General features: G+C 58.1%; 22 protein-coding genes. 3 read left to right on the forward strand and 19 right to left on the reverse strand.

Annotation, left to right across the window (positions count from 1 at the left end; all coding sequences use genetic code 11):
• Positions 1 to 114: 114 nt before the first annotated feature.
• The 4 genes from ACLQMU_RS00005 to ACLQMU_RS00020 all read right to left on the reverse strand — a co-directional run bounded on the left by ACLQMU_RS00005 (position 115) and on the right by ACLQMU_RS00020 (position 5,982).
• The gene (locus ACLQMU_RS00005) at positions 115 to 2,556 is read right to left on the reverse strand and encodes a response regulator (RefSeq protein WP_424039450.1); all 2,442 of its coding nucleotides are present in this window, start codon (positions 2,554 to 2,556) and stop codon (positions 115 to 117) included.
• Between the two features lie 281 nt (positions 2,557 to 2,837).
• Complete coding sequence (locus tag ACLQMU_RS00010; RefSeq protein ID WP_443673476.1) at positions 2,838 to 5,069, reverse strand: adenosylcobalamin-dependent ribonucleoside-diphosphate reductase; 2,232 nt, start codon at positions 5,067 to 5,069, stop codon at positions 2,838 to 2,840.
• Positions 5,070 to 5,281: 212 nt separating this feature from the next.
• Complete coding sequence (locus tag ACLQMU_RS00015; RefSeq protein WP_424039454.1) at positions 5,282 to 5,698, reverse strand: fasciclin domain-containing protein; 417 nt, start codon at positions 5,696 to 5,698, stop codon at positions 5,282 to 5,284.
• Positions 5,699 to 5,799: 101 nt separating this feature from the next.
• Positions 5,800 to 5,982 carry a YHS domain-containing protein gene (locus tag ACLQMU_RS00020; protein ID WP_422150547.1) on the reverse strand — a complete coding sequence of 61 codons (183 nt, stop codon included), beginning with the start codon at positions 5,980 to 5,982 and terminating at the stop codon, positions 5,800 to 5,802.
• 111 nt (positions 5,983 to 6,093) lie between these two features.
• Between ACLQMU_RS00020 and ACLQMU_RS00025 the strand changes: the two genes are divergently transcribed.
• Positions 6,094 to 6,918, forward strand: coding sequence for a hypothetical protein (locus ACLQMU_RS00025; RefSeq protein WP_424039456.1), 825 nt, complete (start codon positions 6,094 to 6,096; stop codon positions 6,916 to 6,918).
• Positions 6,919 to 7,183: 265 nt separating this feature from the next.
• Here the strand turns inward: ACLQMU_RS00025 and ACLQMU_RS00030 are convergent, their stop codons facing one another.
• The 6 genes from ACLQMU_RS00030 to ACLQMU_RS00055 all read right to left on the reverse strand — a co-directional run bounded on the left by ACLQMU_RS00030 (position 7,184) and on the right by ACLQMU_RS00055 (position 11,447).
• Positions 7,184 to 7,750, reverse strand: a complete 567-nt coding sequence (locus ACLQMU_RS00030; RefSeq protein ID WP_422150549.1) for a nitroreductase family protein — start codon at positions 7,748 to 7,750, stop codon at positions 7,184 to 7,186.
• A 72-nt stretch (positions 7,751 to 7,822) separates the two neighbouring features.
• The gene (locus tag ACLQMU_RS00035) at positions 7,823 to 8,476 is read right to left on the reverse strand and encodes a flavodoxin family protein (protein ID WP_422150550.1); all 654 of its coding nucleotides are present in this window, start codon (positions 8,474 to 8,476) and stop codon (positions 7,823 to 7,825) included.
• A gap of 70 nt (positions 8,477 to 8,546) precedes the next feature.
• A complete protein-coding gene (locus tag ACLQMU_RS00040; protein WP_422150551.1) occupies positions 8,547 to 9,131 on the reverse strand; it encodes a flavodoxin family protein in 585 nt (194 codons plus the stop codon).
• 64 nt (positions 9,132 to 9,195) lie between these two features.
• A complete protein-coding gene (locus ACLQMU_RS00045; RefSeq protein ID WP_422150553.1) occupies positions 9,196 to 9,981 on the reverse strand; it encodes a carboxymuconolactone decarboxylase family protein in 786 nt (261 codons plus the stop codon).
• Between the two features lie 53 nt (positions 9,982 to 10,034).
• A complete protein-coding gene (locus tag ACLQMU_RS00050) occupies positions 10,035 to 10,853 on the reverse strand; it encodes a nitroreductase family protein (RefSeq protein ID WP_422150554.1) in 819 nt (272 codons plus the stop codon).
• Positions 10,854 to 10,856: 3 nt separating this feature from the next.
• Positions 10,857 to 11,447, reverse strand: a complete 591-nt coding sequence (locus ACLQMU_RS00055) for a flavin reductase family protein (protein WP_424039459.1) — start codon at positions 11,445 to 11,447, stop codon at positions 10,857 to 10,859.
• A gap of 175 nt (positions 11,448 to 11,622) precedes the next feature.
• Between ACLQMU_RS00055 and ACLQMU_RS00060 the strand changes: the two genes are divergently transcribed.
• Both ACLQMU_RS00060 and ACLQMU_RS00065 read left to right on the forward strand, forming a co-directional pair.
• Positions 11,623 to 12,021 (forward strand): winged helix-turn-helix transcriptional regulator, encoded by a 399-nt coding sequence (locus ACLQMU_RS00060; protein WP_422150556.1) that lies wholly within the window; start codon positions 11,623 to 11,625, stop codon positions 12,019 to 12,021.
• A gap of 150 nt (positions 12,022 to 12,171) precedes the next feature.
• Positions 12,172 to 12,882, forward strand: coding sequence for a DNA alkylation repair protein (locus ACLQMU_RS00065; RefSeq protein WP_422150557.1), 711 nt, complete (start codon positions 12,172 to 12,174; stop codon positions 12,880 to 12,882).
• Between the two features lie 12 nt (positions 12,883 to 12,894).
• Here ACLQMU_RS00065 and ACLQMU_RS00070 read toward each other — a convergent pair whose 3' ends face one another.
• The 9 genes from ACLQMU_RS00070 to ACLQMU_RS00110 all read right to left on the reverse strand — a co-directional run bounded on the left by ACLQMU_RS00070 (position 12,895) and on the right by ACLQMU_RS00110 (position 19,308).
• Positions 12,895 to 13,047 (reverse strand): hypothetical protein, encoded by a 153-nt coding sequence (locus ACLQMU_RS00070; protein WP_422150558.1) that lies wholly within the window; start codon positions 13,045 to 13,047, stop codon positions 12,895 to 12,897.
• A gap of 54 nt (positions 13,048 to 13,101) precedes the next feature.
• Positions 13,102 to 13,782: a 4Fe-4S dicluster domain-containing protein gene (locus ACLQMU_RS00075; protein ID WP_422150559.1), complete on the reverse strand. Its 681-nt coding sequence runs from the start codon at positions 13,780 to 13,782 to the stop codon at positions 13,102 to 13,104.
• A gap of 18 nt (positions 13,783 to 13,800) precedes the next feature.
• A complete protein-coding gene (pdxT, locus tag ACLQMU_RS00080; protein WP_424039462.1) occupies positions 13,801 to 14,397 on the reverse strand; it encodes a pyridoxal 5'-phosphate synthase glutaminase subunit PdxT in 597 nt (198 codons plus the stop codon).
• Positions 14,387 to 15,283 carry a pyridoxal 5'-phosphate synthase lyase subunit PdxS gene (gene pdxS, locus ACLQMU_RS00085; protein ID WP_422150561.1) on the reverse strand — a complete coding sequence of 299 codons (897 nt, stop codon included), beginning with the start codon at positions 15,281 to 15,283 and terminating at the stop codon, positions 14,387 to 14,389. Before pdxS ends, pdxT begins: the two co-directional genes overlap by 11 nt.
• Entirely contained in the window at positions 15,280 to 16,236 is a 957-nt protein-coding gene (gene cbiB, locus ACLQMU_RS00090; RefSeq protein WP_424039463.1) for an adenosylcobinamide-phosphate synthase CbiB, read from the reverse strand. The genes pdxS and cbiB overlap by 4 nt, the downstream gene beginning before the upstream one ends.
• Positions 16,218 to 16,793, reverse strand: coding sequence for a hypothetical protein (locus ACLQMU_RS00095; RefSeq protein WP_422150563.1), 576 nt, complete (start codon positions 16,791 to 16,793; stop codon positions 16,218 to 16,220). Before ACLQMU_RS00095 ends, cbiB begins: the two co-directional genes overlap by 19 nt.
• A 12-nt stretch (positions 16,794 to 16,805) precedes the next feature.
• Complete coding sequence (locus ACLQMU_RS00100) at positions 16,806 to 16,985, reverse strand: methytransferase partner Trm112 (protein ID WP_424039465.1); 180 nt, start codon at positions 16,983 to 16,985, stop codon at positions 16,806 to 16,808.
• Positions 16,982 to 17,995 (reverse strand): adenylosuccinate synthetase, encoded by a 1,014-nt coding sequence (locus tag ACLQMU_RS00105; protein ID WP_422150565.1) that lies wholly within the window; start codon positions 17,993 to 17,995, stop codon positions 16,982 to 16,984. Before ACLQMU_RS00105 ends, ACLQMU_RS00100 begins: the two co-directional genes overlap by 4 nt.
• 155 nt (positions 17,996 to 18,150) lie before the next feature.
• The gene (locus ACLQMU_RS00110; protein ID WP_422150566.1) at positions 18,151 to 19,308 is read right to left on the reverse strand and encodes an aminotransferase class I/II-fold pyridoxal phosphate-dependent enzyme; all 1,158 of its coding nucleotides are present in this window, start codon (positions 19,306 to 19,308) and stop codon (positions 18,151 to 18,153) included.
• Positions 19,309 to 19,314: the final 6 nt, after the last annotated feature.

Raw genomic sequence — 19,314 nt, forward strand, 5'->3', positions numbered from 1 at the left:
TGCACGCCATGCCGGAACTTCCCCGATCCGGTGACCGGATCTTCCGGTTCCCGGACCATCATACATCCGGGCAGATCCCTGCACAACCCCGTCTATGCAAAAGGAATACAAAGACTAAAAAAGCGCCCGACCAGACGCCTTACGCAGCCTCGCGGCCGGAATATGGATCTCGAAACGGGCCCCCCGGCCATACTCACCGGTCTCGCGTATGGTCAGGCTGGTGATGGTGAGGATCTCCTGAGTGAGGAACAGGCCAAGACCCGTATGCGAACCAAAACCCTTGACAAAAATGTTCTGTTTGTCGGCAGGCGGGATGCCACACCCGTCATCGGCAACAACAAGGTCAAAACCGCCGGGAACCTCGTGCCCCAGTACCTCTATCCGCGTTACATGTTCCCCGTGCATGAAGGCATTCTCAAAAAGATTGTAAAACACCTGTTTTAACAGCGGATCGGCAAAGACTTCGATACCGTTGAGGGATGCATCAACGTTTACAGGAGAAAAGCCCCCATCCCCGAGTACTGCCGCAATGGTTGTGGGGATGTCCTGCCAGGAGGGGTTCTGCAGCCCCATATCCTCATACTGCTGGGTAAACAGGATCTGGCCCCGGATCACCTCACCCGTCTGCATCGCCCGTTTGAGCAGGTCCCGGACCCCGGGATCCGTGATCCTGCCTTCCAGTAACGCGAAATAGCCCTGGAGTGCCGTCAGCTGGTTGATGATATCATGCCGGGTAATCGAGGACAAAAGGTTGAGTTTTTTGTTTGCTTCGTGTAGTGCCTGATCCTTGTGCCTGCGGTCCGTGATATCCCGGCCCACGGACTGGTACTCCGTCACCCGCCCGTCCTTTTCAAAAATCGCCCGGTCCGACCACTGCTGCCACCGGATCTCTCCTGACGGCATACGGATGCGGTGTTCGACCGTCTGTACCGGATGATCGGGGCGAATCGATACAAAGTGAGCGGCAATGAGCGGATGATCTTCTTTTGGGATATCCGGGACAAATTTGTGCCCGATAAGTTCCTCGCGGGTTTTCCCGAAATACCGGCAATACGCATTGTTAACGAAAATGTGCCTCCCATCCGGCGAAAACCGGCAGATAAACTCCGTCTGGTCTTCCACCACGTTCCGGTACCGTTCCTCGCTCTGGACGAGCGCCTGCTGGTTCCGGGTCAGCTCGTCGTAGTTCTGGCGCAGTTCCTCCTCGGTCGCCGTCAGCTGCTCGTAGGCCGCATTCAGCTCCTCATGTGTGGATATCAGTTTCTCTTCCGCGGTCTTTTGCCCGGTAATATCCATGCCGACCGACTGGTATTCGGCAATGCTGCCGTTCTTATCGAAGACCGCCCGGTCGCTCCAGCGCTGCCACCGCACATCCCCCGAGGGCATGGTAATCCGGTGCTCGATGATCCCGACAGGATTTTCCGGGGTCAGCGCCGAAAGGTGCTGTTTTACCCGGGCCAGGTCGTCCGGGGGGATTACGACCGTGTGCGGCTTCCCGAGACAGGTTTTTGCGTCGAGGCCAAAATACCGGCAGTACGCCCCGTTGACAAACGTGAGCCTGCCATCCGGGGAAAACCGGCAGATAAACTCCGTCTGGTCCTCCACCACATTCCGGTACCGCTCCTCGCTCTGGACGAGCGCCTGCTGGTTCCGGGTCAGCTCGTCATAGTTCTGGCGCAGTTCCTCCTCGGTCGCCGTCAATTGCTCGTAGGCCGCATTCAGCTCCTCGTGCGTCGATCTCAGTTTCTCTTCGGCCTCTTTCCTGCCCGTGACATCACGGATTGTCTCAATCGCACCAATCACGGTGCCACCCGAATCATAGAGGGGGGATGCAATCCTCCAGAGAAACGCGCCTTTGCCCTCATAGACTTTCGGACTGTACAATTCGGAGGTAAGTTTATCGCCGTTCCAAACCAGATTCGGGTGTGCGTCCTCACATGTTTTATCGTTATTGAGGACGATATCCACCAGGGGGACAGGCTCCTCGTTTATTACCGAAAGCGCATCCAGGTACTTGCCGGTGCCAAGGATTGCATCGGGAGGCACCCCGGTCATCTTCTCCATCATACGGTTCCAGGAGATCACTTTATTCTCGCGGTTGATCGCAAATGTCGCATCCGGGAGAAAATCGATAAGATCAGACAACTGCTGACGGGATTCCTTGAGATCGTCCCGCATCCGGTTCCGATCGATAGCCGTCAGGAGTTTGTGTTCAAGTTCGACGAACTGGGGCTTCTGCTCCCCGCCTTTCTGGAGGTAGAAATCGGCACCGCTGTTGAGGGCTTCAATGGCAATCTCTTCCCGGCCCTTCCCGGTAAAGAGGATAAAAGGGAGATCGCGGTAGTGACACCGGACATGCCGGAGAAATTCAAGGCCATTGATGCCGGGCATCTCATAATCTGAAATGATGCCATCGTACTTCCTCCGCTGTACCTTGTCGAGAGCCTCCCCCACGGACGCGGCCGTATCGATACGGAGTTTTCCTGACATCTCAAGAAAGATCTTCCCGAGATTGAGGAGTGAGGGATCATCATCGACATACAGCACTGAGAGCATACGCGTTACCTCATTTTGCAGAGTGGATTATTATTATTACTCCACTGAATAAATGCCAACCGATTTGATCCTGCAAAAAAATTTTGCACGCCCGGTAACCCCCCCCAATCCTAAGATCCCCAGTGTTGTGACCGTGAGAAAAGACCGCCGCGCAGGACCGTGGTGCCCCCGGGATACCTGATGAAAAACCGCAAGCTTCCCGGTCAGAAACGATACTCCGGGATGCCGGGAAGGGGCAGGGAAACGGCAGGTAACGGAGGGAAAAACAAGGGAGATTGTTTTTAGCTGCACCCGGTCCAGCCGCAGTGCTTGCAGATCCCCTGGTTGCAGCCCTCGCCGAAGTCCAGCGGGTTGTGGCACTCGGGGCAGAGCCGCTGCTCCCCGGTCTTTCTGATATTCCAGTCGCTGAGCGTGGCGACGCTCTGGTTTTTGGCCGAAAGCTCGATGCACCGCCCGACCACGTCCGCACAGGAGTGGCCTTCCGAGGAGGGGTTCTTGATCGCGGAGATGCAGTTCACTTTTGCGAACTGTTTGACAAATTTCCCGTAGGGCACGCCATTCTGGAGGCCGGTGCTGATCGCACGGCCAAGCGCACTGCTGTTCGCGTCGCACCCCCCGCTCCCGACCGTCCGGATAAAGACCTCCATGGGTTTTCCCTCCAGCAGGTTTACCGTCACGTAGAGACGGCAGCACCCGGACTGGCAGAGGTACGTCCGGCCGGCCAGCTCTTTTGGCCGGTCGATGGAAAGCGACGGGATCTTCTCCGGCACCGCCCGCATGGCCGCCGCGGCCGTGGCTGGTTCGCCTAGTCCCTGAACGGTCGGGGCGGCAGGGCTCTTCTCTTTAAGGGCAAGCACGACATCGTCCCTGCTCCCGGTACGGTAAATGGTGATCCCCTTGAGGCCGAGCTTCCACGCCATGAGAAGCGCCTCCTCGCAGTCCTCCTTTGTGGCCGAGCAGGGCATGTTGATGGTCTTGCTGATCGAGGCATGGACATGCTTCTGGAAACTGGCCTGCATCAGGATATGGTCCCGCCACGGGATATCGAGCGCCGTCTTGAAGAGTGCGAGAAACCCCTCCGGAAGCCAGTGCAGGTCCTGGATCGTCCCGGTCTCGTGGACATGGGCGATAACCTCTTCTGCCTTCTTTTCCCGCTCCTCCCCGGCAAAACCCATGTCGGAGACGGTGCGGACGAGCGCCTCCCTGAACACCGGGTTGACAATAACAAAGGTCTTGCCTACCGTGTTCTTCCTCGTGTAGGCAAACGAGAAGACCGGTTCGATACCGCTCGAACACCCGGCCAGGAGCGAGATCGTCCCCGTAGGGGCGACTGTGGTCATCGCAGCGTTCCGGACGGTGAAATCCTTCCAGGTGCTTCCTTTCCACGCGGGGAAGGGCCCCTTTGCTTCGGCCAGCCTGTGCGATTCATCCACGGCGGTATCCGTCACGAGTTTCATGACCTGCTCGCACCACGCCCGTCCTTCCGTCGAATCGTAGGCAAGGCCGATCATGAGCATCGCATCATGGACGCCCATGACGCCGAGGCCGATCTTGCGGGTTTTCCGTGTCGCTTCACCGATCTGCGGGATGGGAAAAACATTCTTATCGATCACGGTATCGAGGAACCGGGTCGCCATCCGTGCCGTCTCCCCGAGCAGGTTTCCATCGAGCAAACGATCGTGAACGCAGGCGGCAAGGTTGATGCTCCCAAGAACGCAGCTCTCGTAAGGAAGGAGCGGTTGCTCGCCGCAGGGGTTCGTGGTGTCGATATCGCCGATTAAGGGCGTCGGGTTGTGCCGGTTGATCTCGTCGTAGAAGAGGATGCCGGGCTCGCCATTCTTCCAGATCCCCTCCACAATGCCGGTCCAGATCTGCCCGACCGTGATCTTCTCGCCAGAGCCCTCGCGGGTGAGCCAGACCGTGTCAAACTGCTTCCCCGCAACAAGGTCCATGAACCTGTCGTTCACCATCACGGAGATGTTGAAGTTGGCGATCTCACCCTCTTTTTTCTTCGCGGCAATAAATGCGAGGATGTCCGGGTGCCAGACGTTGAGGATCCCCATGTTGGCCCCACGCCTGCGCCCGCCCTGCTTGATCACGTCGGTAGCCGCGTTGAAGACCCGCATGAACGAGATGGGGCCCGATGCGACACCGTCAGTGGACTGGACGGGCGAGCCTTCCGGCCGGATGTGCGAGAAGTTGTACCCGGTCCCCCCACCGGTCTTGTGGATGATCGCCCCTTCCTTCATCGCATCAAAGATCCCGTCGATGGAGTCCGGGACCGGGAGGGTGAAGCAGGCGGAGAGCTGCCCGATCTCGGTTCCCGCGTTCATGAGGGTGGGGGAGTTGGGAAGGAAGCGCAGCGAGATCATCGCCTCATAAAAACGGGCTCTTTCGGTTTCATTTTCTGCCAGGGCCGAGGCTACGCGGCGGCAGATATCACAAAAATCCTTCTCCCCTTTCCGCAGGTAGCGGGCAGAGAGGATGCTGTCGACGACTGATGGTGGGTTCATGGCTGGACCTGTGCTGTGGTGTAAAGGATGAAAAGGACTAATTTAACGGATGAAATATTGCTCATGGAATAAGTTATAGGTTGTTGTCCGCGATGTAATCGGGAACCGGCGGTTCTTCCGGTCAGGAGAATATACCTGTCCAGGGGAACCGCGGGGTGTCCAAGGTGCATCCGGTACGCGGCCAGTATCTCGTCCCGTCCGCGAACCCGGTCTTACCGGGGAATAACCACCCGGTCGATGCCATGGATCATCCCGTTTGTGCAGGAAATATCCGGGATGGTTACGGCAGCGCCGCCGAAGATCACGACACCGTCTTTTTCTGTTATCTCGACGGTGATGCCGAGACGGGTCTTGGGGAAGTTCAGTTTCTTTATCGTGCTGCACGAGAGGTTGCCAAAGAGGATATGGTACTGGAGGACCCGGAGCAGCTGCCCCTGAGGATCGGCCATGAGCGCGGCAAGGGTTGCCGGAGGCAGCACCCGGAATGCTTCATCGGTGGGCACACAGACCGTAAACGGCCCTTTCCCGGCAAGCACCGTGTCAAGGCCGGCGGCCCGGAGGGCCTGCGCCATTAGGGAGAACCGGCTGTCGGTTGCGAGCGTTCTTGTGATCGTATCTGGTAAGGTCATGTCAGGTATCCTGTAAAAAGTCCGGGTACGTCTGTTGTCGTGCCCGGCAAAAAACCTGTTTTTCCGGCCGCACATTACGCGCCGGTATACACTCGTATCCTTCAGCAGCCGGATCCCAGATCTACCGTCATATCGTTTGCGAGCCGGCTGTACCGCTTCGGGTTAGCATCGAACTGTTTCTTGCAGTAGTTACAGCAGAAATAGTATTCGGTATCCCTGTACGTGCTCCTGAACTGGGCGGTGTCTTCGTCGATTATCATAAAACAGACCGGATCGGTGGCCATAACACGTTCTCCTTGTTCGTACCTTTCCATCTGGCATACCTTCCAGATAAAGGTGTGGAAACGGATGGTGGGACAAACAGGACTTTCTCATCCGGCGTCCTCTGACTTGTCATGGACCGGCAGGAGCACATCCATATCATCGGCGCGGGGGAGGAGATCGGAGCGGCCTGTGCGGCAGCCATCCGGGATTTGCAGGATATCACCCGGATATTTGTCTTTGCGGACAGCGAACTCTATTCCAATTCTTCCCGCGACGACGAGCGGACAAAAGCGCACAAGACGGCGGTCCGGGTGGCGGTCAATGGCACAAAAGCCCTTGCCGCATCCCTGAAAATACCTGCATCGCTTGTGTATATCGATCCGCCGGCATCCGGAACGGTGGCCGCAGCGGTACAGAAGATCAAAAGCGGGTATCCCGGCGCACGCTGCACCTTCGATCTTTCCGGCGGCTCAAAGGATCTCTCCCTTGCTCTCTTCCAGGTCTCGCTCTGGCTGGAAGGCGATGCGTACTATGCGTATGCCGGGCCGAGGGGGGCGGGTCCGTCGGAAAAACTGGCAGTCCCGAAGATCCCGCTCCGGGACATCGCGGCAAACCCGAATTACCTGAGGATCCTCACAGTGCTTTCCGATCCCCCCGGGAAAGCGGAGACTGCTCCCCGGATCCTGCCCCGGTCGTACCTGTTTACCCAGCTGGAACCGTTCTATGTGCCGGTCCGGACAAAGGGCGTGAAAACGAATACTTCGACGACAAAAACGGATGCCACCACCGGGAAGCGGGCGGTGATCCCTGTTCTCAGCCAAGGGACGTTTTCGAGCATGATGAACACGCTTGCCAGCGCTGATCTGGTACAGGAAGTGCCGGGCCCGGCCGGAAACCGGAAGGAAAAATATTACCGGATTACGGCATCAGGCACCCTGGCAATGCAGCTCGCGTGAAAAAATCCCGGAAACCGGTTGTCAGTTGATCATTTGATTATCAGATGTACACTTTATTATCAATTGTACATCTGATAAAATTTTTTCTTTTCACGCCGGACGGCCGGGCCGGAGGGGGTGGGGGGGTCCCCTCTTTTGAAAAAGTCCGGGCCGACCAAATTTTTTTTAAAAAGGATGAGACCCCCAGGACCTGTCACGAAAGGGTACGCTGATAGTCAAAAGTTCACTGTAATTTCTGGATTTTGGGAAGGTGCAGTAACCCGCGCTACCTGACCCAGGTCACTTTTGGTGCATGCTTGTCATGGGCTTCCGGGGACTCGGTCGGGTACCCGAACACAATTGTCCCGACCGGGCTGTATCCTTCGGGAATCCGGAATCCTGCCATGAGCTCCTTGTTCTCATATGCAACTTCCGTCGATCCTACCCAGCAACTGCCGATGCCGAGCGCATGGGCGGCAAGCATCATATTCTCAGCACACAGCGAACAGTCGATCTCCCGGAACCGGCTCGCAGTCTTCCCGACGATCATGATGACCGTCGGTGCATCGTAATAAATCGAGTATCCGGGGCTCTCCAGCATCGCCCGGAATGCATCGGACATCCCGTCATGCGCATCCTTCATAAGCGAGATCATGCGGGGTTTGCAGTAGTCTGAGACCTTGTTTAAGAACGTCTGGTCCTGCACCACAACGAATGCCCACGGCTGAAGGGCAAGGGCTGAGGGGGCATAGGTGCCTGCCCGGATGATCTTCTCAAGATCCTTGTCGGGGATCTGCCGCTTCTCAAACTTCCTGACACTGCGGCGTGTCATGATTGCGTCAAGTGCTTCCATGGTTTTCCTCCGTTTTTCCCGTTGCCGGCCGGATACCGGCAGGGTTTTTCCCTGCGTCGCACGGGGGACCGTTTACCGGCCGGCCTGTCCGAGCCTTTTGCCCATCTCAAACGCTTTCTTACAGTCCTCCGGGAAGACCTCACGGCGCCTGCGGGCCTTTGCCTCCGGGTCAAACCCTGACGAGACATATTTTGAATAATCGTCAAACTGCAGGGTGTCAGTCACCATGATCCACTCGGAGGAGCCGAAGATCCGTTCCAGCAGCGACGAGGTCAGCCGGAACTGTGCTTCGTACCCCATATCCTTTACCCGGCCTTCGTCAGCGCCCATCGTGTAGATAAAACCGGTGGGCATCTTTTTCGGAAACAGGGAGGATCGCGCCGCGTCGTAGACAATGTACGGGAATGCCAGCCGTTCCAAAAAGGACCTCATCTCGCCGGTCGCCGTTCCGACATAGATCGGCGAGCCGAGGATGAGGGCATCAGCGTTGGCGACCTTTTCAAGGAGGGGAGTGAGCCCGTCCTTCACAGCGCATTTCCCGTAGCTCTTCCCGCCCACGAGCTTGCAGGAGAAGCAGCTGGTACATCCCTTGTAGTCCAGATCGTACAGGTGCACGATCTCTATCTCTGCCCCTTCCGATGCCGCCCCTTCGAGGGCGTGTTCAAGCAGCGTTGCGGTATTCCACGTTGTGCGCGGGCTTCCGTTGATTGCGATAACCTGTGTCATGGGTTCACCGTTTTGTAAGGTTCTGTGCAGGATTTTTGGGTATCAGGTATGTCCGGCCGTGCCGGTTCCTTCAGGATTCCTGTGCCTTTTTTATCGTCTTGATCAGCCAGGCCATGTTCTTTGCGGCATCCCGGGCACGGCCGATGCCTTCCTCGTCTTTGTTCACGTCCCCGATCTCTCTTCCCACTCCGAGGACCGGGAATCCCGGGACAACCATGCCGCCGGCAAGCAGGAAGTGGAGCATGGTATCGATCGTGCGACTGCCCCCGGACCGCCGGACTGCTGCTACGGCCATACCCACCCTGAGGCGGTACAGGCCCCCGTTTGCCATGGACACAAATCCTGCCCGTTCGATCAGTCCCTTCATCTCCGCGGTCACGTCCAGGAAGTACACCGGCGATCCGAGGATGATGCCGTCCGCTTCGACCATCTTGTCGATGCAGCCATTGACGATGTCATCGTCAAAGACGCAGTGCCCGTCCTTGTTCTCGAAACACTTCATGCAGGCGGTACAGCCCCGGACCTTCTTTTTGCCGACCTGCACGAGCTCGGTTGCGATCCCTTCGTTCTCCAGTTCCTCAAACATATGCCCTATAAGGATGGATGTGTTCCCGTCATTCCGCGGGCTTCCATTGAATGCAACGACTTTTGCCATATTCGATCACCAGATCTTCCTTTCTTTTCCCGGTTCGGGGAGGCACCCCGGGTATTTCCCCCGCTTACTGTTTTTCATCTTTTAAGGCCTCTGCCACCTCGCGGGTGGCGAGAATGCCATTCAATGCCGCCGGGAATCCCGCGTACACGGATACCAGCAGCATGATCTCCACGATCTCTGCCTCGGAGAGGCCGGCCCGGAGCCCGCCGCCGATATGGAACCGGAGCTGCGAGGGGGCCGTGCCTTTTGCAGCAAGCGCCGCAATCGTCGCCACCTGCCGGCTCCGGATAGGCAGGATACCCCGGGCGTAGATGTCCCCGTACCCGAATTCGACAACGTACCGCGTGATATCGGGGTTGATCGTGTCGAAGGTTTCCCTGAGCACCCGTTCCTGGTCCGGTGCGATCTGTGCGAGCAGCTCCTTCCCGCGCCCGTACCTGTTCTCAGATCCGGCATGGACCGATTCTTTGGAGAGCGTCCGCCCGGTCTCTTTCAAAACCTCCATGAGTGTGCCCATCGCGTTCAGGGTCGCCGGGAACCCGGCGTACCCGCACATCTGGATGATGATCTCCCGGATCTCTTCGGGAGAACAGCCAACATGGAGAGCTGCGTGGATGTGAACCTTCAGCTGGGGGGCGGCCGTACCCATGGCGGTGAGGGCGGCGACGACCGCCTGTTCTTTTGTCGTATTATCGAGGATCTCCCGGGCATAGATCTCCCCGAACGAATATTCGATGAGGTACCGGGCAAGGTCCGGGCAGATGCCGTTTAGCGTCTCTTCGACCCTGACACCGGCCTCCCCATCGATCTCGAGCAATTTTTTCCTTCCGATAGTTGCATAGTCAGTCATACGTCCTCCTGATCGTTCGTTGTATTAAAAATTCCTGCGTACGGCGCCATTCCTTACCGCCACGTAACCTGTACCGGGTTGCGGCGCGGAATACCATAGGTCTTGTACTGCGGGTGGCCGAACATCAGGCTGCAGGCGTACGTGCGGCCCGCCGGTAGTGCGAGCGCTTCCTGCAGGGGCTCGTACGCGGCAGCGGCCATCGAGAGGAATCCTGCCCAGCAGGTTCCGACCCCGAATGCCGGCGCGGCGATATCGAAATGGGTCAGCGCGATCAGTGCATCGACAGTGGCGACCGGGTTGCCCTCCGGGATGTGGGCTATCACGAGGTGGGGCGCCCCGCGGCAGACCGGGTCATCCCCGGCTTCCCATGCGGCAACGAGCGAGGGAATATACCCGCTCATCGGGTGGCCGCTGCCTTTTAACGTCTTCATCCAGTCGATGGTAAGGCCGGCAAGCCACCGGACTTCCTTTGGATCGTGAACGATAAGCCACTGGACCGGCTGGCCGTTGCCGCCCGAAGCTGCGTACCGGGCAATATCGAGGATCTGCAGGATTTTTTCCCTCGGCACCGGCTCCCTGGTGAAATGCCGGACTGACCGGCGCTTTTTCAGGTAGACCCCGAGATCTTCAGGAGAGATCGTCCCCGTCCCTGCCGGCAGGGTGGCTTTCTCATCCGGAAGGTAATTTAAGAGGAGCGCCTGCGACGGGCAGGAAACCTCGCAGTGCCCGCACCGGATGCAGAGACCGGCGTTCGCATCCTGCACCATCGGCAGGGTATTCTCGTCCGCCGGGTCGACAATCGACATCGGGCAGACCGCAGAGCAGATCCCGCACCGGGTGCAGAGATCCTGGTTAACGAGAAGGGCTGCCATTTTTCACCGTCCTTTTTGTGTACTTTTGTGGAAGGGTGGTACCAGATTCTTCCCGGCGCTCCACGCGTCCCCTGCGCGCTTTCCGAGCGTCCAGTACCGGTTATCCGGCATGGTCAGAAAGAGCGGGTCGATGGCGGTAAAGTCCGGTTTCCCGTCCTTGATCGCATTCCCGTCCGCATAGACTCCCATGATCTCGCCTACAAAAAGCGTGTTGGTCGGGAGCGGGACGGCCGTTTCAAGCCGGCACTCAAGCGAAACCGGGCACTCGCGGATCATCGGTGCGGTTCCGAGCGATCCATAAAACACATCAAAAACACGGGATTTATCGGTCTTTTCACCGGAGACGAGCCCGCAGTAGTCGGTCTTCTCCAGAAGAGCCGAAGAGGGAATGTTCACCGAGAAGGTCTTTGTCTCAAAAATTCCCTGCGGAGTGTAATGGTGGTTCCCTATCCCGCAGAGAATCATCGGGGGATTCGCGTTTGCCCGGGCACACCAGCCCACGGTCATAAAATTCGCTTTTCCCTTTACCTGCGTCCCTACGAGGACCACCGGCATCGGGATGAAAAAATTGTTTCCGATCTGTACCTTTTCCATACCTGTCCTCCTCACTCACCGCGGAGCGTGGTGTGTCCAGACAAAACACCCTGTTCCGCCATGCTAGTGAAAAATTTTTCGCAGGTGCCAATCTGAACCATTAAGATAAAATGTGCCTCAACAAAATAAATAGGAAATACCATTAATCCGGTAACAGACTTTCTTTGGAGTAACTATGACCTATACGAAGAACGGCAAGACTTACCACTGCACTGTTGAGGCCACACTGGATGTGATCGGCGGTAAGTGGAAACCCCTCATCCTCTGGCACCTCGGCGACAATGTGATGCGTTTCGGCGAACTGCAGCGAGCATTGCCCGGGGTAAACGGCAAGATGCTCACCAAACAGCTCCGCGAGCTTGAGGAAGACGGTGTGATCCGACGGAAGGTCTACCCTGAGGTGCCGCCCCGGGTGGAATACGCGATAACAGAGTTTGGCAAGACCCTGATCCCGATCCTGCAGGCCCTCTGTACATGGGGAGCACTGTACCTCGATACTGAAAATGGCGGCACGGGCGGCTCTGCCGGCCAGTGCCCGGCAAAAACAGGAAAGAAAAAAGAAGTGGCCGGCTAAAAAGCGGGATGGTCCCGTGCCGCAATTTTTACCACTCTTATTATCGGTAATGACTGGCGAGCCGGATGTCATGACGCCATCCGGTGGAATCGGGACGGGTACGCCTGGCCACACCTATCACTTATCCTTCCTCCCACCCAACGCTGATTCATGGACACGGTGATCGTACGTATCCGGCAGGAACTCGAAGCGCAGGCAGATCCGCAGATCCAGAAGACATCCCGGCGGTTTTTCAGGGAAGAGATCAGGTGCTACGGCCTGAAAACGGCGACCGTCATGGCGATTGCAAAAAAATACTGGAAAGAGATCAAACACCAGGAAAAACAGGAGATCTTCGCGCTCTGCGAAGAGCTCTACCATTCGGGATACCTGGAGGAATCCTTTGTCGTCTCGAACTGGGCCCATGCCCTCTCCGGCCGTTATGATAAGGAGGATCTTGCGGTGTTCAGGCGCTGGATTGATACGTTCATCACCAACTGGGCCTCGTGCGACGGATTCTGCAATCACACTGTGGGGGATTTTATCGAGCAGTATCCCGAATGTATCGCCGAACTGAAACGATGGGCGCAGTCAAACAACCGGTGGATGCGGCGGGCTGCCGCGGTCTCGCTGATCGTCCCGGCAAAGCACGGCAAATTCCTTGACGAGGCTCTTGGAATCGCCGACCTGCTCCTGACCGATAAGGACGACATGGTACAGAAAGGTTATGGCTGGCTCTTAAAGGAGGCGGGCCGGCACCACCAAAGAGAGGTGTTCGCATACGTAGTGAAGAACCGGCAGGTCATGCCCCGGACAGCCCTGCGGTATGCGATCGAGCTGATGCCAAAAGAGATGAGGGCAGAAGCGATGAGAAAGGTGTGACCAGGTTCACGGTCATGACGTGGACCACCGGCTCTGTCCCCGGTGCCGCACTTCCCATGCGAGGACAAAATCGTCGTGGTTTGTAACCGCTGCAGAGAGCATCGCCACGAGTTCCTCCCGCGGTAATCCCGGTATTGTGGTGGAGGGATAGCCTCTTTTTGCCATATACACGAACATACTGCGCCGGAGGCTGATAAGGATAGTACCTCAAAATGGGGTTTACAGAGGGCAGACCCGGATGCACATGCCACACCGGAGGCCGCCAAGCGTCGAGAACATATAGTCCCGGCAGGCTTGGGCCCGGATGGTCCCGTCGGCATTGATTGCACCGACCGGGCAGGCCTTTACGCACTTCTGGCATGCGGCACATTCGGGTCTGACAAACGTTTCTTCCACCGGGTGATCCGCGTCCAGTGGCGCATCGGTCAGGATTGCCGTCATCCTGATCCGGGGGCCGGTCTCGCGGGTGATCAGCAGCTGGTTGAGGCCGTACGTCCCAAGGCCGGCAAGCCATGCGGCGTACTTCAGGGAAATGTCCGCCCTCAGCGTTTCCTTGTCAGCGTACCACATCCCGAATTCACTTCCCTCCGTGGGAACCAGCGCGGCCTGGTACCCTTTTCGTTCAAGGTCCCGGGCGAGGCGGAAAGCGATCACCCGCAGCGTCGCGGTTCCTGCCATCAGCGTGTTGGTGTATTCCGGCCTGCCTTTGGGAAGGGGCTGGATGCATCCCTTCGGGATCACGACACCGATGACGATTACGGAGCGGATCCCGGGCATGAGATCCTGCGGCCTGTTCCCGGTATAGTCCGGGCTCAGGAATCCCGCGACATCGGCAACACCGACAAAATCCGCCCCGAGCCGGCGGGCCTGCTCCCTGATTCCTGCGGTATCCTGTGTCATATTCGTCCCATGAAGCGGTCAGATCCCGAGGTTCCGCAAAAACCGCTCGTGGAGCCGGAGATCCCCGCCAAGCTCCGGGTGAAAGGCAAGAGCCATGTACCTGCCCTTCTCTGCTGCGACGATACCCTGATCGAGGGACGAGAGCACCCGCACGCCGGTTCCGGCAGAAGTTACCACCGGGGCCCGGATAAAGATTGCATGGAAGGGGCCGCCATCGAGCCCCGCAACCGTGATATCCGCCTCAAACGACTCCTTCTGCCGGCCGAACGCGTTCCGGTCCACGGTCATGTCCATGAGCCCGAGGGTATGCACCCGGGGGTCGGCCACAAGGGTCGCCATCAGCACCATGCCGGCACAGGTCGCAAAGATCCCGCCGGGGAAGGTGCGGATCGGTTCGTAGAGCCCGTTCCTGTCGATCAGCCGGGATATGGTCGTCGACTCGCCACCCGGGATTGCAAGCGCTGCGCAACCGGAAAGATCCGCGGGACTCCTGACTTCAATAACAGAGGCCTCGCCGCTGCCCCGCTGGCGGAATGCAGCGGCAAAAGCATCGATATGTTCGCTCACGTTTCCCTGAAGCGCGAGCACGCCAACGGTGACGGACTTACCGCCCACGGGTCTGCAACACCTCGTCGGGTTTTAAGGTGTGGACATCCAGGCCCGGCATGGCGTCGCCAAGGCCCGTGCTGACCTGCGCGATCACCTTCGCATCGTTGAAGTGGTTGACCGCTTCCACGATAGCCTTTGCCATCATCTCAGGATTCGAGGACTTGAAGATCCCGGACCCGACAAAGACCCCGTCAGCCCCGAGCTGCATCATCAGGGCAGCATCCGAAGGCGTGGCAATACCGCCGGCCGAGAAGTTCACGACAGGGAGACGACCGCGCTGTGCGCACTCGATGACAAGTTCAGCGGGTGCCTCAATGCTCCGGGCATAGCTGATGCGCTCCTGTTCGTCCATGCCCTGCACCTTGCGGATGTCGCCCATGATCGCCCGCATATGGCGCACGGCTTCAACGACGTTGCCGGTCCCTGCCTCCCCTTTGGTACGGATCATCGCAGCACCCTCGTTGACCCGGCGCAACGCCTCGCCGAGGTTGCGAGCCCCGCAGACAAACGGGATCTTGAACTGTTTCTTGTCGATATGGTATTCCTCGTCGGCGGGGGTAAGCACTTCGCTCTCATCGATCATGTCGACGCCGAGCACCTCGAGCACCTGTGCCTCGACAAAGTGGCCGATCCTGACCTTCCCCATCACGGGGATAGAAACTGCGTCGATAATCTCCAGAACTTTTTCCGGATCTGCCATACGGGCGACACCGCCCTGCTTCCTTATATCTGACGGGACCCGTTCCAGCGACATGACTGCGACGGCCCCGGCTGCCTCGGCTATTTTTGCCTGCTCGGCATTTACCACATCCATGATCACGCCCCCTTTCTGCATGGATGCAAAGCCGCGCTTAAGAAGCTCAGTGCCAAATCTCAGTTCTTCCAGTTTCATATACCAGTACTATGGATCAACCATGCCAATAAAATAAGTGTACCTGCCATAATTGCCGCAAACGACAGGGTGACCGCCCGTACCGCCTGCACGATAGCCGGGCCGCCCGATTCAAGCGACCGCTCCCCGATCCCGATCGTATAAACCCCCGGCTTGTCAAACCGGATACCACAGCCCCCGGCCATGGCAGCCATCACGATACCGCCGTTGAAACCCGGGCGTTTCTTCCCGTCCCGGCGCATCACCCGCCACGCCCGGGCAGCAGTACCCCGGGTAAGGAACCAGGCCAGGAGAAAGAACGTGGTGATCCGGGCGGGGATAAAGTTGAGCACGTCATCCATCCGTGCTGAGCACCAGCCGAGCCGTGCCCGCTCGTCCCTGTACCCGAGCATCGCGTCCATCGTGTTTGCCGCACGGAATACCGCAGCCCCGGCAAGCCCGAGGCCAAACGGTGAGAACAGCGCGAAGTAAAAGAGGGGGGACACGATGCTGTCAGTGAGGTTCTCGGTCATGGACTCGTACGCGGCCGACCGGATCTGCTCATCATCGAGCTGTGCCGTCTCACGGGAGACCATCAGTTTCACGCGATTCCGGCCCGCGTCCACGCTGCTTTCCAGTGCTGCCACGACGCCAAGCGCATGCTCCTCGAGCGAGCGCCACGCAAAGCAGCATTTGAGGAGAAAGGGTGCGCCGACGAGAAATACCAGCCACGGGGCATACCGGCCGAAAAGGAAGAACGGGAGAGCAAAAATGCAGACTGTCGCCATCCAGAATATGGTACCGGCCGCGCGCTGCAGTCCGGGGGGATACCGCGCCGGCTGGCCCCACCAGCCGATGAACCGGCCCAGGAGCGCAACCGGGTGATAGGACGAATGCGGATCGCCGGCCAACCGATCTACCGCAAGCGCGAGAAAAAGGACTGCGCAGGCAAGGATCAGGTCTGTCGGTACCATACGAACAGTGCACCGACAATAAGAGCGATGAATGCGGCGATGTTGAAGATCTCGATTTTGGTATAGTACCAGGTGCTGTACAGGACAAGACCGATGGCCATCGCCACCATAAGGAGATGCGGCCGGCCATGGGCTTGGGGCTGGACGGGAAGTTCTTTCTCCAGCGCCTGTTCTCCCCGGCTGGGTTTTACCATGATCTCGACCCGCAGGGCGGCCTTCATTGCGCCGTAACCGGCGATGATGTCAATGTCAAAAAAGCCCGGGGCGCATTCTTTCCGCAAGGGTACCCCCAGCATGATTTCATCGATAACGTACATGTTCTCATGGAAAAAATCGGTAAACATCCCGGCATTGGATGTCGTTGCCGTAATATGAATGGGGGCCCCCCGGTTCACAAACCGGATCTTAAGGGTGCTCCCGCACTCGACATGTGCATTCTGCGGGGGAACTTCGATGGTATTGATGCCCGACCGGTTGAGATATATCTCGGTTATTATCTCCCCTGCCGGGGGGTTGTCCGCAACCATAAGGAATCCAACAGGCAGCAGGAGAGGCATGACGTTCACCGGTCATCTGGAGGTCTGGGGAAGGAGGTTGGGAATCCCTTCGTGGATGGGATAGTCCACATCGCAGGCAGCGCAGTGAAGGATCCCTTCAAGGATCTCCATTTCATCCTCTGCATCCACGCGGAGCCCGAGATCACCCTTGCACACAGGGCAGCAGAGGATGTCCATGAGCGAACGTTTCATGCGTATTCTTTCCTGATATCGATAATCTGGGAGAGCTCGGGGCCGGTGGAGATGAGCGTAATCGGACAGCCGATATCGTCTTCGGCGGTTTTTAAGAAGTCCTTTGCCTTTTTCGTAAGCCTGCTGTACTCGGTGAGCCCGAAACAGGTCTTGTCCACCCGGTCGATACCGGTGATCGCTGCCTGCGTGCAGCCGTTGATCATCGCGGAGTACCGGGCCATCTGGCCGTCCCAGCCGCCGATCCGGCGCTTCCGGTGGGTGACCGTGCCGAACTCCTGGATACCCATCGCGTCCGACTTCTCCGCGGTCATCTCCGTGGAGAACGGTCCTTCGCCCACCCGGGTCGGATAGGCCTTGAAGACCACGATCACGTCGTCAATTTTTGTCGGGCCGACGCCGTTGTCGGCGGCGATCTGGGAGGCGGAGGTATCCTTGCTCGTGACAAACGGGTAGGTACCGTAATAGAGCGAGATCCCGAAGCCCTGGGTCCCTTCGAGGAGGACCGTCTGGCCCCCTTTTAAGGCATCGTTGATGGCAAGGGGGACGTCCAGCAGGTACTCGGCCAGTTCCGGCACATCCTTAGCCTGCGGGGAGATCCGCATCACCCGGTCGGAATTTGCGGGCCCGCAACCGGAACCCGTGCTGCCAATCTTCTTTGAGAGATATGCACTGCCCTTGTCACGGGCGATATGGTCCTCGGTGATGATACCGCAGCGCTTGTCGACAAAGATCCGGCCTTTAACGCCAAGCGTCTCGACCTCGTGCTTGAGGATCCTTGGATCAACAAGCACCCCGCTGCCGATGCAGAGTTTTGCTTTTGCATACACAAAACCGGACGGCACCATCCGGACACCATATTCATGGTTGCCTACCTGAACCGTGTGCCCGGCATTGGGGCCGACACCACCGCGGGAGATGATGACAGGTTCATCCGCATGTGCGATGTGGGCAACAACCTTGCCCTTCCCCTCATCCCCAAAAAATCCACCTACGATAATTGTACAGCTCATTGGAGTATCATGTAGTGTAGGCCGGGTTGGGCAATAAAGTCTGCCCTGAAATCCAAAAATCACGGGAATCAGGACGGGTCTGATGAGCTGCCAGGGTTGGACCGATCCCGGGATCCGGTGGAGAGGCGCCAACGGGTTCTGGCCCCGCTTCCTGGTTACAAACCGTTGATGAACGTTTCCATCCGGCCAAGGGCCTCGGTCAGCTCCTTCCGGGAGACCGCATAGGCACAGCGGAGGTGATAGTCCCCGCCGCAGCCAAAGACGCTGCCCGGCACCACAGCGACCCGCTGTTCCCGGAGCAGCCGTTCTGCAAATTCCACATCGGAGAGCCCGGTACCTTTCACCGAGGGGAATGCGTAGAATGCCCCCTCGGGCACGTGGCAGGAGAGACCAATCCTGTTGAGACCGGAAACAAACATGTTACGCCGGAGCCGGTACTCGTTGACCATGCTCGTCTTCTCATCCTCGGCCGAACGGAGCGCTTCGAGCGCACCAATCTGTCCCATCACCGGGGCGCAGAGCATGACATACTGGTGGATCTTGAGCGCCGCGTCGCAGATCTCTTTTGGCGCACAGAGGAAGCCCACCCGCCAGCCGGTCATCGCGTACGCCTTGGAGAACCCGTTGAGCGTGATCGTCCGCTGCCAGAGATCCTTTACCGTTGCCGCAGCGGTGTGGGTGGATTCGTAGGTAAGCTCCGAGTAGACTTCATCACTGATGAGCATAAGGTCCCGGTCGGTCACAATATCGGCGATCGGCGCCAGATCCTCCTTTTTCATCACCGCGCCGGTCGGGTTGTTGGGGAAGTTGATAATAAGGGCTTTTGTTTTTGGCGTGATCTTTGCCTGGAGAGCCTCGGGAGTGAGCCGGAACTGGTCTTTTTCTGTGCATTCCACCGGTACAGGGATACCCCCGGCGAGCGTAACACAGGGCGCATAGGAAACGTAACTGGGTTCAGCGATCAGTACTTCGTCACCGGGATTGATGATGGCACGGATCGCTATATCGAGCCCCTCGGAAACGCCGGTGGTGATGATCATCTCATCATCGGCCGAATACCGGAGCTGGTACCGGCTTACGAGATGCGCCGAAAGCGCATCGCGAAGCGTCTGGAGCCCCCGGTTTGAAGTGTACGAGGTCACACCCTGCTCTACCGAATAGATACCTGACTCGCAGATATTCCACGGTGTCCTGAAGTCAGGTTCGCCAACACCAAGGGAGATCACGTCGTTCATCGTGAGCGCCAGGTCAAAAAATTTCCGGATTCCTGAAGGTGGTATCTGCAGGGCACGATCGGAGACAAATGTTCGCATCTGGCC

The organism is Methanoregula sp. (assembly GCF_052325125.1).
Classification (GTDB): Archaea; Halobacteriota; Methanomicrobia; order Methanomicrobiales; family Methanospirillaceae; genus Methanoregula.

Coding starts and splice junctions, on each gene's coding strand:
- ACLQMU_RS00110 (WP_422150566.1), bottom strand. CDS start 19,308: ATGCGAACATTTGTCTCCGATCGTGCCCTGCAGATACCACCTTCAGGA.
- ACLQMU_RS00075 (WP_422150559.1), bottom strand. CDS start 13,782: ATGACACAGGATACCGCAGGAATCAGGGAGCAGGCCCGCCGGCTCGGG.
- ACLQMU_RS00070 (WP_422150558.1), bottom strand. CDS start 13,047: ATGGCAAAAAGAGGCTATCCCTCCACCACAATACCGGGATTACCGCGG.
- ACLQMU_RS00045 (WP_422150553.1), bottom strand. CDS start 9,981: ATGACTGACTATGCAACTATCGGAAGGAAAAAATTGCTCGAGATCGAT.
- ACLQMU_RS00100 (WP_424039465.1), bottom strand. CDS start 16,985: ATGAAACGTTCGCTCATGGACATCCTCTGCTGCCCTGTGTGCAAGGGT.
- ACLQMU_RS00025 (WP_424039456.1), top strand. CDS start 6,094: ATGGACCGGCAGGAGCACATCCATATCATCGGCGCGGGGGAGGAGATC.
- ACLQMU_RS00060 (WP_422150556.1), top strand. CDS start 11,623: ATGACCTATACGAAGAACGGCAAGACTTACCACTGCACTGTTGAGGCC.
- pdxS (WP_422150561.1), bottom strand. CDS start 15,283: ATGAAACTGGAAGAACTGAGATTTGGCACTGAGCTTCTTAAGCGCGGC.
- ACLQMU_RS00095 (WP_422150563.1), bottom strand. CDS start 16,793: ATGCCTCTCCTGCTGCCTGTTGGATTCCTTATGGTTGCGGACAACCCC.
- ACLQMU_RS00105 (WP_422150565.1), bottom strand. CDS start 17,995: ATGAGCTGTACAATTATCGTAGGTGGATTTTTTGGGGATGAGGGGAAG.
- ACLQMU_RS00050 (WP_422150554.1), bottom strand. CDS start 10,853: ATGGCAGCCCTTCTCGTTAACCAGGATCTCTGCACCCGGTGCGGGATC.
- ACLQMU_RS00055 (WP_424039459.1), bottom strand. CDS start 11,447: ATGGAAAAGGTACAGATCGGAAACAATTTTTTCATCCCGATGCCGGTG.
- ACLQMU_RS00065 (WP_422150557.1), top strand. CDS start 12,172: ATGGACACGGTGATCGTACGTATCCGGCAGGAACTCGAAGCGCAGGCA.
- ACLQMU_RS00020 (WP_422150547.1), bottom strand. CDS start 5,982: ATGGCCACCGATCCGGTCTGTTTTATGATAATCGACGAAGACACCGCC.
- ACLQMU_RS00015 (WP_424039454.1), bottom strand. CDS start 5,698: ATGACCTTACCAGATACGATCACAAGAACGCTCGCAACCGACAGCCGG.
- cbiB (WP_424039463.1), bottom strand. CDS start 16,236: ATGGTACCGACAGACCTGATCCTTGCCTGCGCAGTCCTTTTTCTCGCG.
- ACLQMU_RS00035 (WP_422150550.1), bottom strand. CDS start 8,476: ATGACACAGGTTATCGCAATCAACGGAAGCCCGCGCACAACGTGGAAT.
- ACLQMU_RS00030 (WP_422150549.1), bottom strand. CDS start 7,750: ATGGAAGCACTTGACGCAATCATGACACGCCGCAGTGTCAGGAAGTTT.
- ACLQMU_RS00040 (WP_422150551.1), bottom strand. CDS start 9,131: ATGGCAAAAGTCGTTGCATTCAATGGAAGCCCGCGGAATGACGGGAAC.
- ACLQMU_RS00010 (WP_443673476.1), bottom strand. CDS start 5,069: ATGAACCCACCATCAGTCGTCGACAGCATCCTCTCTGCCCGCTACCTG.
- ACLQMU_RS00005 (WP_424039450.1), bottom strand. CDS start 2,556: ATGCTCTCAGTGCTGTATGTCGATGATGATCCCTCACTCCTCAATCTC.